Origin of the sequence: Kocuria massiliensis, assembly GCF_900169715.1 — a bacterium.
GTDB classification, from domain to species: domain Bacteria; phylum Actinomycetota; class Actinomycetes; order Actinomycetales; family Micrococcaceae; genus Rothia; species Rothia massiliensis.
Map to the genome: position 1 here is coordinate 700,875 of NZ_LT835161.1, position 17,453 is coordinate 718,327.

Here is a 17,453-nt window from a genome sequence, read left to right on the forward strand (position 1 = left end):
GGGGCGCCGATCATCCAGCCCACCCTCCAGCCGGTCATGGCGTAGGTTTTGGCCACGCCGTTGAGGACGATGACGTTCTCTCCAAGCTCAGGCGCAGCGGTAGCGATCGAGGTGAAAGGGGCGTCGTCGTACGTGAGGTGTTCATAAATTTCATCGGTCAGGACGAAGACGTCACCGTGACCGCCTACGAAGAGCGTCCCGTCGTCACCACCGAGACCGTCGCCACCGAGCGCGTTTCCTTGAACAAGGAAGCCCGCCAGGAAACCGAAAGCGTTTCCGGCGAGGTCCGTAAGGAAGAAATCGAGATCGACGAGAACGGCAACCGCCGCTAATTCGATCATGGCTCGATGAAGCCTCGTGCCCCGGCCACTGCATCAATGCGGCGGCCGGGGCACTTTTTTATGGGCATATCGGAGCAGCACGGCACGTACACCCAACGTTGTCATCTCCGGACAGAGCAGAGGGCCTCGGATCAAATGATCCGAGGCCCTCTGTCTGTGAAAAATCGCCGAAGCGAAGAATTACCGGGTCAACGACGCCAGGATTCCATTGAAGGTTTCCGACGGCCGCATGACCGGCTCAGCCTTTTCATCGCGCGGACGGTAGTAACCACCCAGGTCCACCGACGATCCCTGAACCGCCAGAAGCTCTTCGGCGATGGTGTTCTCGTTCGAGGCCAATTCCTCAGCGATTCCGGCGAAGAGTTTCGCCAGCTCTTCGTCACGAGTCTGATGCGCGAGTTCTTCGGCCCAGTAGCTAGCCAAGTAGAAGTGGCTGCCACGGTTGTCGATCTCGCCGACCTTTCGGGACGGGGACTTGTTCTCTTCCAAGAACTTGCCCGTCGCGGCGTCGAGCGTATCCGCAAGAATCTGCGCGCGATCATTCTTGGTGGTGTTCGCCAGGTGCTCGAAGGAAGCCGAAAGCGCCAGGAACTCACCGAGCGAATCCCACCGCAGGTGGTTCTCTTCGACGAGCTGCTGAACGTGCTTCGGCGCCGAACCGCCGGCACCGGTCTCGAACAGCCCGCCACCATTGATGAGCGGAACGATCGAGAGCATCTTCGCCGAGGTGCCCAGTTCCAGGATGGGGAACAGATCGGTCAGGTAATCGCGCAACACGTTACCGGTCACCGAGATGGTGTCCAGGCCCTGACGAATCCGATCGAGTGAGAACTGAGTGGCCTCAATGGGGGAGAGGATTCGGAGGTCAAGCCCCTCGGTATCCTCGTCCTTCAGGTATTCCTCGACCTTGGCGATCAAGTTGGTGTCGTGGGCACGCTCCGGATCCAACCAGAAAACGGTCGGAGTGCCGGATTCGCGGGCTCGACGTACCGCCAACTTCACCCAGTCGCGAACCGGGACATCTTTGGTCTGGCAAGCGCGCCAGATATCGCCCTGCTCGACGTCGTGGGACATGAGGACGTCGCCGGCCGAGTTCAGAACCTCGACGACGCCTTGGCCCTCGATCTCGAAGGTTTTGTCGTGCGATCCGTATTCCTCGGCCTTCTGAGCCATGAGTCCGACGTTCGGAACCGAACCCATGGTCGTCGGATCGAAGGCGCCGTGGGCCCGGCAATCCTCGATCACGGCCTGGTAGACCCCGGCATAGGAGGAGTCGGGAAGAACCGCGAGGGTGTCGTGTTCTTCGTCGTCCGCGCCCCACATGTGACCGGAGGTCCGGATCATGGCGGGCATCGAGGCGTCCACGATGACGTCGGAGGGGACGTGCAAATTGGTGATGCCCTTGCGGGAGTCGACCATGGCGAGGGAGGGGCCGTTTTCGAGACCGCGCTCGATGCCTTCCTTGACACCGTTGGCGGTTTCCTCGTCCAGCAGATCCAACCCGTTCAAGATCGAAGCGAGGCCATTATTGGGGGAAAGACCAGCCTCAGCCAGCTTGTCCCCATAGGTTTCGAAGACGTCGGAGAAGTACGCCTTGACCGCGTGGCCGAACAGCACCGGGTCAGAGACCTTCATCATGGTCGCCTTCAGGTGCACCGAGAACAGCACACCTTCCTTGCGAGCCCGCTCGACCTGTTCCGCCAAGAACTTGTCCAACGCTGCGGCACTCATGACGGTCGCGTCGACGATTTCGTTCTGGAGAACCTTGAGGCCGTCCTTGAGGATCTTCTGGCTACCGTCGGCAGCGGTGAAGCGGATCGTCAAGGAATCGTCGGCGGGCAGAATCACGGACTGCTCGTTCGACTTGAAGTCGTGGTCCGACATGGTGGCCACGTTGGTCTTCGAATCCGAGGACCAGGCGCCCATGGTGTGCGGGTTCTTCCGGGCGTAATTCTTGACCGACTGCGGCGCACGACGGTCCGAATTGCCCTCACGAAGCACGGGGTTGACGGCGGAGCCCTTCACTCGGTCGTAACGCTCGCGGACGTCGGCGTCCTGGTCGTTCTTGACCTCGTCGGGGTAGTCCGGAAGGTCGTACCCGGCGGCCTGAAGTTCCTTAATGGCGGCCTTGAGCTGCGGCACCGAGGCCGAGATATTCGGCAATTTGATGATGTTGGCCTCGGGAGTCTTCGCCAACTCGCCGAGTTCCTTCAACGCATCGGCGACGCGCTGTTCCTCAGGCAGTACATCGTTGAACTGCGAGATGATGCGTCCCGCCAACGAGATATCGCGCGTCTCGACGTCGACGCCGGCCGTTTTGGCGTAGGCCTCCACGATGGGCTTAAACGAATAGGTGGCCAGCAACGGTGCTTCGTCGGTCTGGGTGTAAATAATCTTGGACATACGCTTAGGCGTGCTCCCTGCTTCATCTCGAGGGTTATTTCCTCTCGTCAATATACCGGACGAGCCTGTCTCATCCCTGGGTGTGGGCGGCTATTACGCGTCACGATGGCAGAGCATTCGGGAAACCGAATAGGGTCGACTCATGCCTCATCTCACCGTTGCCGCCGTAGTCCTTGCCGACGCCGAGGGGAGGGTTTTGACCGTTCGCAAACGCGATACCCGCTTCTTCATGTTCCCCGGAGGTAAGCCTGAGCCGGGGGAGGAGCCACGGGAGGCCGCTGTCCGCGAGGTGGGCGAAGAACTGGGACTTCAGGTGTCGGCGGAGGATCTGGATTTTCTGGGTACCTGGGATACCACGGCGGCCAACGAATCGGGATTTGGGCTGACCGGCTACGTGTACCGGTGGACCGAATCGACCGTGGCCTTGCGTCAGCGCTTAGTCCATCCCCAAGCGGAAATCGAAGAATTGCGATGGATCGTGCCCCGGGACGGACTCGGCATGGACGATCTTGCGCCGTTGACTCGGGACTGCGTGTTTCCAGAATTGATCTCACGGGGAGAATGAGGGGAAAACGGTGATGGTAATCCACAGCAAGGCGCTGTGAGGAACACAGCCGCAACATAGCCAGGGCGCGCAGCATCTAAACCATGACGACACACACCAAGAACTTCAAGCCCGCCTCATCCTCACTGCCCGGTCCGGGGGAAACGCCTCGCTCGGGGGCTTCCCGTCGCCGGCCGCGACTACGCCGCATGCTCGCGAGCGTCGGAGCCACCACCATGTTGGCCGTTGCCGGCTTCGGCGTCATGACGTCGACCGAAGCGCAGGCCGCCGGCGTCAAGACCCAGAATTACGTGGTTGTTCAGCAACCGGCCGTCACGAACGGTGAATCAGTATGGAGAGATCGGGACCGCCTCTAGAATCGCGTCATAGATTCGCGGGCGAAGTATTCTTCGTTCCCTCAACCCTTCTGGAGGCCTTGACCGTGACGCGTATTCTCCTGACCGGCTTCGAGCCCTTCGACGGGCTCGAGTCCAATCCATCGTGGGAGGCCGCGCTTCGGGCCGCTGAACTTTGGGACGACTCGAACCACGACGTCGTCGCCGAACGTTTACCCGTGGACTTCGATGAGGCTCCCCGATATTTGGCGACGTCTTGTGCGAAACATCGGCCGGAGGTCGTGATCAATATCGGTGTGGCCATCGGGAGGTCTCACCTGTGTGTGGAAAGAGTAGCGATTAACTGCATCGACGCCAGGATCCCCGATAACAGTGGTAGACGACCCGTCGATGAGCCCGTGGTCGCGGGCGGCCCGAATGCGTATTTCAGCACCCTCCCGATCCATCGCATTGTCGCGGCGTGGGAATCGGAAGGATTATCGGGGAGGATCTCGAATTCGGCCGGAACGTACGTGTGCAACCGCATCTTGTACGAGACCCTGCATACCGCTGAAGGGCGCGGCATCTTACGAGGAGGGTTCATCCATGTGCCGCTCACGCCTGAAACGGCTACTACAGAGAGTCAGCCCGTGATGGATCAGCAGCTGATTAACCGTGGCGTGGACGTGGCACTCCGAGAAGTGGTGCGTTCCCTCGCCGGGACAACCGGCTGAGGGAACGCACCACGATGAGACTACTTGTTGCGCTGCTTCAAGTAGTAGGAGATCAGTGAGCGCGTCGAGGAATCCTCACGGGCGACGGCGTCCTGGTCGCCGCCGACCGCCGGCGCGAGTGCCTGAGCGAGTTGCTTACCCAATTCCACGCCCCACTGGTCGAAGGAGTCGATGCCCCAAATGGTTCCTTCGACGAAGGTGATGTGTTCGTAAAGCGCGATGAGCTGGCCCAACACCGACGGAGTCAGAGCCGGGGCCATGATGGACGTCGTCGGGCGGTTTCCGGAGAATACGCGTGCGGGCACCACGGACTCATCCGTGCCTTCCGCACGGACCTCGTCGACCGTCTTTCCGAAAGCCAAGGCTTTGGTCTGGGCGAAGAAGTTGGCCAAGAAGAGCTCGTGAACATCGTTCTCGCCATCGCGGGTGGGATGAACCGGATTGGCGAAGGCGATGAAGTCCGCTGGGATGGTCCGCGTGCCCTGGTGAATCAACTGGTAGAAGGCGTGCTGTCCGTTGGTTCCGGGTTCGCCCCAGAAGATTTCCCCGGTTTGCGTGGTGACGGGGGATCCGTCCCATCGGACCGACTTGCCGTTGGATTCCATGGTGAGCTGCTGGAGATACGCGGGGAATCGGTGCAGGAACTGGTCGTAAGGCAGAACGGCGTGCGAGGCTGCCTCGAAGAAGTTCACGTACCAGATATTGAGCAATCCCATGAGCAAGGGGAGGTTCTGCTCGGCTGGGGCCGTGCGGAAGTGCTCGTCCATGGTGTGGAAGCCGGCCAGGAATTCTTCGAAGACGTCCGGGCCTAAGACGACTGCCAAGGACGTGCCAATAGCTGAGTCGACGGAATAGCGTCCGCCGACCCAGTTCCAGAATCCAAACGCATTCTCGGGGTCGATTCCGAAGTCTTCGACCTTGTCCAATGCGGTGGAGACGGCGACGAAGTGGCGCTTGACCGCTTCGGCCTCCGACGAATTCTCTAACGCACCCGATTCGCGCAGTGAATCCAGGAGCCATGTGCGGCACACCCGCGCGTTGGTCAGGGTCTCCAAGGTTCCGAAGGTCTTGGACGCCACGATGAAGAGCGTGGTTTCCGGGTCGAGGTCTGCGATGGTTTCGGCGGAGTCGGTCGGATCGATGTTCGAGATGAAGCGCGCCGACAGGCCGTCCTGGGCGTAAGGCTTCAGGGCCTCATAGGCCATGACGGGACCCAGATCGGAACCGCCGATGCCGATGTTGACCACGGTTTCAATCGGGCGTTGAGTGACTCCCGTCCACTCGCCAGAACGCACACGGTCGGCAAAGTCATAAATCTTGGCGAGAACTTCGTGGACGTCTTCGTCGATGTTTTGGCCATCCACCACAAGTTCCGGGGACGCCCCGCGGGGGCGGCGCAATGCAGTGTGGAGCACGGCACGGTCTTCGGTGACGTTGATGTGTTCGCCAGCGAACATGGCATCGCGGCGCTTTTCGACGCCCGCATCTTCCGCAAGCTTGAGAAGGAGGCTTCGGGTTTCCTCCGTGACCAGGTTCTTCGATAGATCGGCAACCAGGTCTCCGGCCGTCACGGTGAAGTTTTCGGCTCGTTGGGGGTCCTGTTCGAACCAGGACCGTAGATCGGGGGTCAGCCCGGAATGATGATTCGCGAGGGCCTTCCAAGACTCGAAGGACGTGACGTCGGACAGCTCTGTAACACTCATGTCTCCATTGTGCTCCGTGCGTGCAAGAGATTCCACACGTGTATAAGGGATGGTTCGCCTCGCCTGCTCTCGCACCGACCGGCAATGTTCGGTGTGAGTTAGCTTCGGCGTCGATATTTTGTTTAGTGTTTAATCAGGTGGCATTTAGCTGTTAATTTGTACGGCGGTCATCCGAAAATCTGTCGACCAGAAATTAGATAGTAAACCAATCTTTTAGTCGAGACCCGTGGATGTGAGTGAAGAAGTGAGTGGTGTATGGCGAATTTTCTGACGGATAAGCCGGATTTGGGGGTCGGAGACGTCTCTGACAGGCTCCAACGAAAAATGAAGCGAGGTGCCATCGACCCTCGTGTTTTTGTTCCTGCTGCCATCATCATGGCGATATTCATTAGCATCACTATGATGTTTCCGGAGCAGGCCAATAACGTGTTTACTGCCCTTCAGGAAGACGTCATTGGATACTTCGGCTGGTACTACACGGCGATTGTTGCCATTTTCGTCATCTTTGCCTTGTACCTTGGTTTCAGTCGACTGGGGGACATCAAGTTGGGGCCCGATGACTCCACGCCCGACTACTCGTTCCGGACCTGGCTGGCCTTTCTGTTTGCGGCAGGCATGGGAATCGGGCTGGTTTTTTACGGCGCGTCCGAACCGATCTCCCACTTTGCGTCCCCTCCGCCGGAGGTCTCTGGTGCGCCCGAGCAGGTAGCCCAACAGGCGATGTCACGTTCCTTCCTGCACTGGGGTCTTCACCCATGGGCGATTTACGTGATCGTGGGAATGGCCATCGCCTACGCGACGCATCGTAAAAAGCTCCCATTGTCTATCCGCTTCTCGCTGAAGCCGCTCCTGGGAAAGAGAATCAGCGGCGTGTGGGGCGACCTCATCGACATCGTCGCTCTGGTGGGGGTCCTCTTTGGCGTCGCGACCTCCATGGGGCTAGGCGTCATGCAGATCGCCTCGGGCCTCGGGTTCCTGGACATTGATGCGTCAAATAACCTCGGCTACACGCTGATCATCGTCTTGTTGTCCGCCGTCACGCTCTTTTCCGTGGTGACGGGCCTCGAAAAGGGGATGAAGTGGTTGTCCAACGGCAACCTGATCTTGGCAGCAGTGATCGTGCTGTTCGTGCTGATTATGGGACCGACTATTTTCCTGCTGCGGGAGTTTGTTCAGTCCATCGGCAACTACCTACAGAACGTCATCCAGATGACCTTTTCGACGTTCGCCTTCAACGGTTCTGAAGGCCAAGAGTTTGCCGGAACATGGACGACCTTCTACTGGGGATGGTGGATTTCCTGGTCGGCCTTCGTCGGTATGTTCATTGCCCGTGTTTCCCGCGGCCGTACGGTTCGTGAATTTGTGGTTGCGGTCCTGTTGGTGCCCGCCGTGATGTCCTTCTTCTGGTTTGCCGTAATGGGAGGCACCGCCCTCAACCGGGAGCTCTTCGGCGAGGGGGGACTGGGGAAATTGTCCTCGGATGGTGTCCTCTTCACGATGCTTCAGGATCTGCCTGCCTCGGGCGCGCTGATCGTGGGATCGGTGATTCTGATCATCGTGTTCTTCGTGACCTCGGCCGATTCGGGAGCGCTCGTGCTCGGCATGATTTCATCCTCGGGATCTCCAGATCCGAAAACCTGGGTTCGAGTGTTCTGGGTCTTGGTTGCTGGAGGTGCCGCGCTGTCGCTCCTTTGGGCCGGCGGAGAGAATTCACTGAATGCGATCCAAACGATTTCCATCCTGACCGCTTTGCCGTTCTCTGTGGTGATCGTTTTGATGTGCGTTTCGCTGTTCAAATCCCTCCAAGCGGAGCACGAGCTGTTGGTCCGGGCGCAGCGACGTCAGGCTCGAAACGAGTTGGTGGAGGAAATCGCCGAAGACGTCAATAGCCAGGTTGAAGCCAGCTTCAGCGAATGGGAGGCGCGGCGGAATGAACGCCTAGAAGCGGAATTGGCGGCTTCCACTCCCGAGGGAGGGTCGTTGCCCACGGAAGCCCCGACTGGAAGCCGTAAGCAAGCGTCGCGGCGGTTCCGGCGAGGACGTCACCGTTCGCAGTAAATTCGGTGACGCCGTCGTGTGAATGACGTGAGAGAAGTGGCCCATCTTCCGAGTGGAAGGTGGGCCACTTCTGTTGGTGAAGGTGAGGCGTGTCGGGATCTCGCAAGATTTTTTCCGGGTGTCGGAGTGGCGCACTCGAGCGGAATCCCGCGGAGGGGTGGCGCTCGTCACGATGGTTGGCGATACCTGGGTGACTAGGCAAAGAACTGAGATTTCAAAATGTGGTCTACACTACACAACAAGCGTGTTGTGCTTCACAATCCGTACCCCTCGGTATCGAGGTTTGCGGAGAGTCGGGCCGCGACTCGTCGAATCCCATCAAAAATCACCTAGGAGGCGAAATGCGCTTCTCCCGCATTTCATCGATCGCGAGCCTTGGCGTTATCTCCGCCTTGGCTCTTTCCGCATGTGGCGGCGGCACCGGCTCGTCCGGTGGACAGGCCGACGCATCCGCCATCATCACCGCGGATAGCGTGGAACCGCAGCACCCATTGGTTCCCACCGATACCAACGAAAACGGCGGCGGCGTCGTCGTCGAAAACATCTTCAACGGACTGATCTCCTACGACGAGAACGGCAAGGTCGAAAATGATCTCGCCGAGTCCATTGACTCCACGGATCAGCAAAACTGGACCATCAAGATCAAGAAGGACAAGAAGTTCACCAACGGCGAGCCCGTCACGGCCAAGAGCTTTGTGGATTCCTGGAACTTTGGAGCGGCCGCCAAGAATGCACAGGCTTCCTCGTCCTTCTTTAGCCCCATCGAAGGTTATGACGCCGTTTCCGCCGAAGGCGCCACCGAGGACAAAATGTCCGGCCTGAAGGTCGTGGACGATACGACGTTCACCGTGAAGCTTTCCTCGCCCGAGTCGGACTTCGCACAGCGCCTCGGGTACACCGCCTACGCCCCGTTGCCAGAGTCTGCTTTTAAGGACATCAAGGCATTTGGTGAAAACCCCGTGGGATATGGCCCGTACAAGATGGCCAAGCAAGGTGCATGGCAACACAACACCCAAATCGATCTGGTCAAGAACGACGACTACGACGGTCCCGAGAAGGCCAAAAACGGTGGAATCACCTTCAAGCTGTACCAGAATCCCGATACCGCGTATCAGGACCTTCTCGCCAATAATCTCGATGTGCTCCAGCAGATCCCCGCGACCGACTTGGGTACCTATAAAGACGACCTCCCGGACCGTAATTTGGATAAACCCTACGCTGGCAACCAAACCATCGCGATCCCGGAGTATCTGAAGAATTGGAGCGGAGAGGCTGGAAAACTGCGGCGTCAGGCACTGTCTAAGGCCATCGACCGCGACGAGATCACCAAGGTGATTCTCAATAACACCCGGAAGCCGGCGACCGACATGACGGCACCGGTGCTCGAGGGCTATAAGGACAACCTCAAGAATTCAGAGAACACCAAGTTCAATAAGGACGAGGCCAAGAAGCTCTGGGACGAGGCCGAAAAGATTCAGCCGTACGACAAGTCTGAGAAATTCACGATCGGCTACAACGCTGACGCCGGCGGACACAAGAAGTGGGTCGACGCCGTGACGAACCAATTGAAGAACAATCTCGGTATTGAGGTCGAAGGAAAGTCGTATGCGACTTTCAAGGAGCTGCGCACCGAGACCACTGCCGGAAAATTGACTGGTGCTGTGCGTTCAGGATGGCTGGCTGATTACCCATCCATGTACAACTTCATGGGGCCGATCTATACCAAGGGCGCTGACTCCAACGACTCGCGGTACGACAACCCCGAGTTTGAAGCCACGCTGAGTGAAGGCCTCAAAGCGAAAGATCAGTCCGAGGCTCAGAAGAAGTTCCAAGAGGCCGACTCGATGTTGCTCGAAGACCTCCCGGCAATCCCGCTGTGGTACAGCCAGGCCAACGTTGGTTGGTCAGAGAACGTTCAGAACGTCAAGGCGTCCTGGAACGGAACTCCCATGTACTACAACGTGGAGAAGACCTCCTAAGGGATTTCCTACGCTGGCACATCAAATACGCGATGGAGGGCCGCCACACCGGCCCTCCATCGCGGCATTCTTCAAAGGTTGTACACCATGATTTTCTGCAGTCTTCCATCGCGCCCACAGGTGGGCGTTTCGACGTCGGGGAGGGGATAGGCCGTGCTGTGGTATCTCGTCAAAAGACTCCTCCAATTAATTCCGGTATTTATCGGTGCAACTCTTCTCGTATATTTCTTGGTCTTCATGTTGCCGGGAGACCCTCTGGCTGCTTTGTGCGGCGACAAAGGCTGTAGCCCCGGTGTCGCCGCGGCGCTGACCGAAAAGTACCACCTCAATGACCCCTTCTTTGTGCAGTATTTCCATTACCTCGGTGGCCTATTCACCGGTGATCTGGGAGTCAACTTCTCTGGTCGCGAAGTCAGCTCGATCGTAGCTAGCGCATTCCCCGTGACCGCGCGATTGGCCATCGAAGCATTGATTTTCGAAGCATTTTTTGGCGTGATTTTTGGGCTTTACGCGGGATTGAAGAAGGGCAAACTCTTTGACTCGACCGTGCTGGTCGTTTCCCTGATCGTCATTTCGGTTCCGATCTTCGTTTTGGCTTTCGTGCTCCAGTTTGTCGTGGGCGTGAAGTGGGGAATCGTTAAGCCGACGGTTTCCGGCACGGCCGGATGGGGCGAGTTGATTTTGCCGGCCATCGTGTTGGGCCTCGTATCCTTCGCCTACGTCCTTCGACTGACCCGAACCGCCGTTGCCGAGAACGCGAACGCCGATTATGTTCGCACCGCGACCGCCAAAGGGTTGAGTCGTCGTCGCGTCGTTGGCGTGCATATCCTGCGCAATTCGATGATTCCTGTGGTGACGTTCCTGGGAGCCGACCTCGGTGCGCTCATGGGCGGAGCCGTGGTCACGGAAGGCATCTTCAACGTTCCTGGCATCGGCTCTCAGTTGTACAAGGCCCTCACATTGGGCGACGCACCAAGTGTGGTTTCCATCGTGTCGATCATGGTTTTGGTCTTCTGCGTGGCAAACCTCCTGGTGGATTTGCTGTACGCCTGGCTCGACCCGAGGATTCGCTATGCATAAATTTGACCCCACAGAAGTAGACGCGGCCGAGCAGCAGGCTCCGAAATCGACCGCGCGTCATCGTGCAACTCCGGAGATGTCCGAGCACTCGGTGGCCGGAAATCAAAAGGATCTCGGGGCCTCGGCGATCGCGTCCGAGAGATACGTCGCCGACCTTGAGGAAACCCCGGTCGCGGCGACCGACTCGACCACCCAAGAGCAAGCCCCATTGAGCCTATGGCGCGATGCCTGGAGGCAACTGCGGAAGAAACCGACCTTCATCGTGTCGATGCTCCTCATCATCCTCGCGGTGCTAGTTGCGTTCTTCCCGCAGATTTTCTGGACCGAAAATCCTGCCAACGCTCAGTGCCTCTTGGAACACTCGAACGCTCGGGGCTCCGCAGGGCACCTTATGGGATTCACCGCGCAAGGCTGTGACGTGTATTCGCGGGTGATCGCCGGTACCAGAGCATCGCTGACGGTTGGCCTGTTCTCGACCCTCGGCGTCGTGGTCATCGGCGGAATCATCGGTGCCATCGCCGGATATTTTGGCGGTTGGTTGGACGCGATCCTCGCCCGCCTCGGAGATATCTTCTTTGCTCTGCCGCTCATTCTGGGCGCCTTGGTGATCATGCAGCTTCCGGTGTTCCGCGAGCACCGCGGGGTATGGACTCTGGTGGTGATCCTGGTGCTGCTGGGATGGCCTCAGGTTGCGCGCATCATGCGCGGAGCCGTGGTCGAGGTGCGGAATGCGGACTACGTGACGAGCGCGCGGTCATTGGGCGTCTCGTCATTTGGGATCTTGCTTCGGCACATCATCCCGAACGCGATGGCTCCGGTGATCGTGATCGCGACGATCTCGCTCGGTACGTTCATCGTCGCGGAGTCGACCCTGTCCTACCTGGGCATTGGCCTTCCGCCCGAGATCACGAGCTGGGGAAATGACATCTCCGACGGAAAGGACGCTTTCCGCTCCAATCCGTTGCCGGTCTTCTGGCCCGGTTTGGCCTTGTCCCTGACGGTCCTGAGCTTCATCATGTTGGGCGATGCCCTGCGAGATGCGCTCGATCCCAAATCTCGGAAGAAGTAAACGATGACAGAACAACCACAGCAACCTTTGCTCGAGGTCAAAGATCTGGGAATTACCTTTACGACCAGCACGGGCGATGTCGAGGCGGTTAAAGATTCCAACTTCACCGTGATGCCGGGTGAAACCGTGGCCATCGTGGGGGAGTCCGGGTCGGGCAAATCGACGTCGGCCCTTGCCGCGATCGGTCTGCTTCCGAGCAATGGACGAGTCTCCAGTGGGCAGATCCTTTTTGATGGCAAGGACATCACCCACCTCAGCGAACCGGAAAAGGTCAAACTTCGCGGTAATCAGATCGGCATGGTCCCGCAGGATCCGATGTCGAACCTCAACCCCGTATGGCGCATTGGCTTCCAGGTGAAAGAGACGCTCAAAGCCAACGGCTTGCCGTCCGAGGCGAAAGACGTCGCGAAGGTGCTCGAACAGGCGGGTTTGCCCGACGCCGAAAAGCGTGCGCGCCAGTACCCGCACGAGTTTTCTGGCGGCATGCGGCAACGTGCGCTGATCGCAATTGGCCTGTCCTGCCAGCCGCGTTTGTTGATCGCCGACGAACCGACCTCGGCCCTCGATGTGACGGTTCAGCGGACCATCTTGGATCACCTCGAATCGATGACGGCAGATCTCGGAACCGCAGTGCTTCTTATCACTCACGACCTGGGCCTCGCCGCCGAGCGTGCTCGCAAAGTCGTCGTGATGTACAAGGGGCGTGTGGTCGAAGCCGGTCCCGCCTTGGAACTACTGCGGGATCCGCAGCACCCGTACACCCAAAAGCTCGTGGCGTCGGCGCCGTCCCTAGCGTCGCGTCGTATCCAGGTGGCCAAGGAAACGGGCGTCGAGGCCGAGGATCTGTTGGCCGAGCATCCCAAGACGGAAATCCAGCAGAAATTGCAGCAGGATTTCGTCGAGGTGAAAGACCTCACCAAGGTCTTCAAACTGCGGGGTGCCTGGGGCAAATCCGAAGATTTCACGGCAGTGGACGGTGTGTCCTTCTCGATTCCACGGGGCACGACGACGGCGGTGGTAGGGGAGTCTGGCTCCGGTAAGTCGACGGTGGCGCGGATGCTCTTGGGTCTGGAGAAGATCACGAGTGGAACCATTTCCTTTGATGGGAAGGACGTGGCAAGCCTGCGGGGACGGCAAATGTTCGATTTCCGGCGTCGCGTCCAGCCGATCTTCCAGGATCCCTATGGTTCGCTCGATCCCATGTACAACATCTTTCGGACGATCGAGGAGCCTCTTCGCGTCCACAAGGTGGGTAATAAGGCCTCCCGGGAAAAGAAAGTCAAAGAACTCCTGGACCAGGTCTCGTTGCCGCAATCCATGATGGCGAGGTATCCGAATGAACTCTCGGGTGGTCAACGCCAGCGAGTCGCCATCGCGCGCGCCCTCGCGTTGAATCCGGACCTCGTGGTGTGTGACGAGGCGGTTTCCGCTCTCGACGTTCTGGTGCAGGCGCAAATATTGAACCTGCTGGCCGAACTTCAGACCGAACTGGGCTTGACCTACCTCTTCATCACCCACGACCTCGCCGTGGTCCGGCAAATCGCGGACAACGTGTGTGTCATGGAGAAGGGAAAGATGGTGGAGACCGGATCCACGGATTCCGTCTTCGAAGATCCGAAGACCGAGTACACGCGGAAGCTATTGGCAGCTATTCCCGGCGCGGGTCTGATGATCCCGCCGGAAGCCGCATAACACCCTTCGCGACTCGACGTGCCCGCTCCCTCCATCCATAGCGATGGGCGGTGCGGGCACGTTCCGTTTGACGAGGTGGCTATGATTAACAACGGCCCTATGCGGTCGCGCCTGAACGCGCCTGAAAGGCGTAGTGGTGTGGCCCATCATCACGTCACACCAGCCATCCACCAGCAAAGTGAGCCTTATCGTATGACTGAAACGTCCAACACCGCCACTCGTTCCGACATCCGCAACGTCGCCATCGTCGCGCACGTTGACCATGGCAAAACCACCATCGTGGACGCCATGTTGAAACAAACCCACTCGTTCGCCGAGCACGGGGACGTCGAAGATCGCGTGATGGACTCCGGTGACTTGGAGCGCGAAAAGGGAATCACCATTCTCGCGAAGAACACCACCGTTGAGTACTCCGGCCCGGCCGCCAACGGTGAATCAATCACCATTAACGTCATCGATACGCCCGGCCACGCCGACTTTGGCGGCGAGGTCGAACGCGGTTTGTCGATGGTCGACGGCGTCGTCCTCTTGGTGGACGCGTCCGAGGGCCCGCTCCCGCAGACCCGATTCGTGTTGCGCAAGGCCCTCGCTGCCAAATTGCCCGTCATCCTCGTGGTGAATAAGGTCGACCGCCCGGATGCCCGCATCGACGAGGTCGTGTCCGAGTCCATGGACCTGCTCTTGGGGCTAGCTTCCGACTTGGCCGAGGAAGTGCCGGATCTCGATCTGGACTCCGTGCTGGACGTTCCCGTGGTCTACGCCTCGGGTAAGGCCGGCCGTGCGTCGACCGAACAGCCGGCCGACGGCGAACTTCCCGAAAACGAGGATCTGGAGCCGCTCTTCAAGACCATCGTCGATCACGTTCCGGCGCCGACGTACGATCCCAACGGCGTGCTTCAGGCCCACGTGACCAACTTGGACTCCTCGCCGTTCCTGGGCCGCCTCGCTTTGTTGCGCGTCTTCAACGGAACCCTGAAGAAGGGCCAGACGGTGGCCTGGGCCCGCCAAGATGGACAGATCAAGAATGTCCGTATTTCCGAGTTGCTCAAGACGAAAGCTTTGGACCGTGTTCCCGCCGAGGAAGCCAACCCCGGAGACATCGTCGCCGTGGCCGGCATCGAGGACATCACCATTGGTGAAACCCTGACCGACGTCGAGAACCCGCAGCCCCTCCCGTTGATTACGGTCGATGAGCCGGCGATCTCGATGACCATCGGTATCAACACCTCGCCCATGGCTGGCCGTGTTAAGGGAGCCAAGGTCACGGCGCGCCAGGTGAAGGACCGCCTCGACAAGGAGCTGATTGGTAACGTCTCGATCCGCGTCTTGCCGACCCAGCGCCCCGATGCGTGGGAGGTTCAGGGCCGTGGTGAACTCGCCCTGGCGATTCTGGTCGAGCAGATGCGTCGCGAAGGTTTCGAGCTGACCGCCGGTAAGCCGCAGGTTGTCACCAAGATCATCGACGGCAAGGTACACGAGCCGATCGAGTACATGACCATTGACGTCCCGGACGAGTTCATGGGCGCGGTGACCCAGCTCATGGCGGCACGTAAGGGCCGCATGGAAACCATGACTAACAACGGCACCGGCTGGGTGCGCATGGAATTCCGAATTCCTGCCCGTGGCCTCATCGGCTTCCGCACGCAGTTCCTGACGGAAACCCGTGGAGCTGGTATCTCCAACTCGTATGCCGACGGCTTTGAGCCCTGGGCCGGTGACATCGAGTACCGCACCAACGGCTCCATGATCGCCGACCGTGCCGGTGTGGTGACTCCGTACGCCATGATTAACCTCCAGGAGCGTGGCACGTTCTTCGTGGAGCCCACCTCCGAGGTGTACGAAGGCATGATCGTGGGCGAGAACTCTCGTGCGGACGACATGGAGGTCAACATCACGAAGGAAAAGAAGCTGACCAACATGCGTTCGGCTTCCGCGGATTCCTTCGAGAACTTGACGCCGCCGCGCAAGATGACCCTCGAGGAATGCCTCGAATTCGCCCGCGAGGACGAGTGCGTGGAGATCACCCCCGAGGCGTTCCGCATCCGCAAGGTCGTCCTCGACGCCAACGAGCGCGTTAAGGCCTTCCGAGCCCGCAACCGCGCAAACTAACCACCAAAGAACGAGCACGCTTTCCCGCCGATGACCACCCCCACGACGCACGGCTCCCACCCGGAGCCGTTCTACCCTGAGCAGGGCGAATACATTGCGCCCGACGCCGTCCGCACCCTACTCCCGGTAGGGGCGGAGGCGGCCGGGACGACGATGTTATTCATCCACGCTCACCCGGACGACGAATCCACCTCGACCGGGGCGACGATGAGCCATTACGCGCGGGCCGGTGCCCGCGTCGAATTGCTCACCATGTCCAGAGGTGAAATGGGGGAGGTCATCGGCGATGAGCATGCTCGGTTAGATGTGAGGACGCGACCGAGTCACGATACTGGCGATGAGCTCGGGCACGTCCGCGAGGGCGAGCTGAACGATGCTTGTCGAGCATTGGGCGTCCGCGGGCATCGTTTTGCCCGACGAAATGGGGCCGCGGGCTTCTTCCGCGACTCTGGAATGTCGTGGGGCAAACACGGTCGCGCGGAGTCCGCGTCGAACGCGGCCGACGACTGCCTTTCCCGTGCACGCTTGAAAGAATCCGCGGCCGCGATTGCCGAGGTCATCGAGGAATTACGCCCCGAAGTGGTGGTGAGCTACGACGTCGACGGCGGTTACGGACACCCGGATCATCGGCGCACTCACGAAGCCACGATCAAGGCTCTTCACATGCTTCCGGCGCACGCTCTACCCGTATTGGTGTGGGGTGTGGAAGGTGAGGCGGACCCCGACGACGAACGGCAGCAGGCCGTGGTGGACGGAGACGCCGCGACCAAGAAGCTGGCCATGGCCGCGCATCAGACGCAGGTCACGGTGGGCGAAGACATGACGTTCCACTATTCCAATGGCGTGGAACAAAAGATTTCGGGGCGCGAGACCTACCGACTGCTCGCGCGTGTTCCGCACGATGACGAAGACCCCAGCGAACGCGAACCGGCGGGTCCTGTGAGCTCCTCGGTGACCGGTCTGAGCTTGGGCCTCATCGTAGGATTCATCGGAACCCTGTTTCATGCTTCCATTGGATATTTCTCTGGTTGGTATCTCCCGTGGGGCCTTGTTTTGGCCTTGATCTTGGTGCTCTCGGCCACGGTGTGGACCGCACACGTGACCCGCCGCGCGTGGGCGACGGTGCTCCCGGGCTTATCGGCGTTCATCTTGGTGGGCTTCTTCGTATACGCCCGCTCGGATTCGCTGTTGGTCATTCCCAACCCATCAGTCGCCATCGGGCAGGTGGGCATTGCGTGGGTTTTGGGGATTGTCGCCATGACGGTGCTCGGCGAGTGGATTGCGAACCGACATATTTTGCGCACCCGCCGGTAACGACGTCGTCCGAAGTCACCTGGCTTAATTGCCGAGCAAACGTCGAGCCCCTGGGCCTAGAGTGGTGGGACCGGCCGTGAGAACGGAGCCTC

General features: G+C 59.5%; 13 protein-coding genes and 1 pseudogene. 11 read left to right on the forward strand and 3 right to left on the reverse strand.

Going from position 1 to position 17,453, the window contains the following annotated elements; translation table 11 throughout:
- Positions 1-170: pseudogene (locus B9Y51_RS11435) on the reverse strand (aminotransferase class I/II-fold pyridoxal phosphate-dependent enzyme); the annotation flags it as partial.
- 6 nt (positions 171-176) lie between these two features.
- Between B9Y51_RS11435 and B9Y51_RS11480 the strand changes: the two are divergent.
- Positions 177-332, forward strand: coding sequence for a DUF2382 domain-containing protein (locus B9Y51_RS11480; RefSeq protein ID WP_425432076.1), 156 nt, complete (start codon positions 177-179; stop codon positions 330-332).
- 189 nt (positions 333-521) lie between these two features.
- Here the strand turns inward: B9Y51_RS11480 and B9Y51_RS07520 are convergent, their stop codons facing one another.
- Entirely contained in the window at positions 522-2,744 is a 2,223-nt protein-coding gene (locus B9Y51_RS07520; RefSeq protein ID WP_085529301.1) for an NADP-dependent isocitrate dehydrogenase, read from the reverse strand.
- Between the two features lie 142 nt (positions 2,745-2,886).
- On the opposite strand from B9Y51_RS07520, the gene B9Y51_RS07525 reads away from it, so the two are divergent.
- The 3 genes from B9Y51_RS07525 to pcp all read left to right on the forward strand — a co-directional run bounded on the left by B9Y51_RS07525 (position 2,887) and on the right by pcp (position 4,357).
- Positions 2,887-3,309 carry an NUDIX hydrolase gene (locus tag B9Y51_RS07525; RefSeq protein WP_085529302.1) on the forward strand — a complete coding sequence of 141 codons (423 nt, stop codon included), beginning with the start codon at positions 2,887-2,889 and terminating at the stop codon, positions 3,307-3,309.
- An 83-nt stretch (positions 3,310-3,392) separates the two neighbouring features.
- Positions 3,393-3,665, forward strand: coding sequence for a hypothetical protein (locus tag B9Y51_RS11080; protein WP_143468024.1), 273 nt, complete (start codon positions 3,393-3,395; stop codon positions 3,663-3,665).
- Positions 3,666-3,730: 65 nt separating this feature from the next.
- Positions 3,731-4,357, forward strand: a complete 627-nt coding sequence (gene pcp, locus B9Y51_RS07530; protein WP_218189208.1) for a pyroglutamyl-peptidase I — start codon at positions 3,731-3,733, stop codon at positions 4,355-4,357.
- A gap of 20 nt (positions 4,358-4,377) precedes the next feature.
- On the opposite strand, the gene pgi is transcribed toward pcp, so the two are convergent.
- Positions 4,378-6,060: a glucose-6-phosphate isomerase gene (pgi, locus tag B9Y51_RS07535; protein WP_085529304.1), complete on the reverse strand. Its 1,683-nt coding sequence runs from the start codon at positions 6,058-6,060 to the stop codon at positions 4,378-4,380.
- A 255-nt stretch (positions 6,061-6,315) separates the two neighbouring features.
- Here pgi and B9Y51_RS07540 point away from each other — a divergent pair, with 255 nt between their 5' ends.
- The 7 genes from B9Y51_RS07540 to B9Y51_RS07570 all read left to right on the forward strand — a co-directional run bounded on the left by B9Y51_RS07540 (position 6,316) and on the right by B9Y51_RS07570 (position 17,361).
- Positions 6,316-8,118: a BCCT family transporter gene (locus tag B9Y51_RS07540; protein WP_085529305.1), complete on the forward strand. Its 1,803-nt coding sequence runs from the start codon at positions 6,316-6,318 to the stop codon at positions 8,116-8,118.
- 341 nt (positions 8,119-8,459) lie between these two features.
- Complete coding sequence (locus B9Y51_RS07545) at positions 8,460-10,097, forward strand: peptide ABC transporter substrate-binding protein (protein WP_085529306.1); 1,638 nt, start codon at positions 8,460-8,462, stop codon at positions 10,095-10,097.
- Between the two features lie 153 nt (positions 10,098-10,250).
- Positions 10,251-11,177 (forward strand): ABC transporter permease, encoded by a 927-nt coding sequence (locus B9Y51_RS07550; RefSeq protein ID WP_048680471.1) that lies wholly within the window; start codon positions 10,251-10,253, stop codon positions 11,175-11,177.
- 76 nt (positions 11,178-11,253) lie between these two features.
- The gene (locus B9Y51_RS07555) at positions 11,254-12,246 is read left to right on the forward strand and encodes an ABC transporter permease (RefSeq protein ID WP_173834756.1); all 993 of its coding nucleotides are present in this window, start codon (positions 11,254-11,256) and stop codon (positions 12,244-12,246) included.
- A 3-nt stretch (positions 12,247-12,249) separates the two neighbouring features.
- Positions 12,250-13,938, forward strand: a complete 1,689-nt coding sequence (locus B9Y51_RS07560; protein WP_048680467.1) for a dipeptide ABC transporter ATP-binding protein — start codon at positions 12,250-12,252, stop codon at positions 13,936-13,938.
- A gap of 192 nt (positions 13,939-14,130) precedes the next feature.
- A complete protein-coding gene (gene typA / locus B9Y51_RS07565) occupies positions 14,131-16,047 on the forward strand; it encodes a translational GTPase TypA (protein ID WP_048680464.1) in 1,917 nt (638 codons plus the stop codon).
- Between the two features lie 30 nt (positions 16,048-16,077).
- Complete coding sequence (locus tag B9Y51_RS07570) at positions 16,078-17,361, forward strand: PIG-L family deacetylase (RefSeq protein WP_085529308.1); 1,284 nt, start codon at positions 16,078-16,080, stop codon at positions 17,359-17,361.
- Positions 17,362-17,453 lie beyond the last annotated feature (92 nt).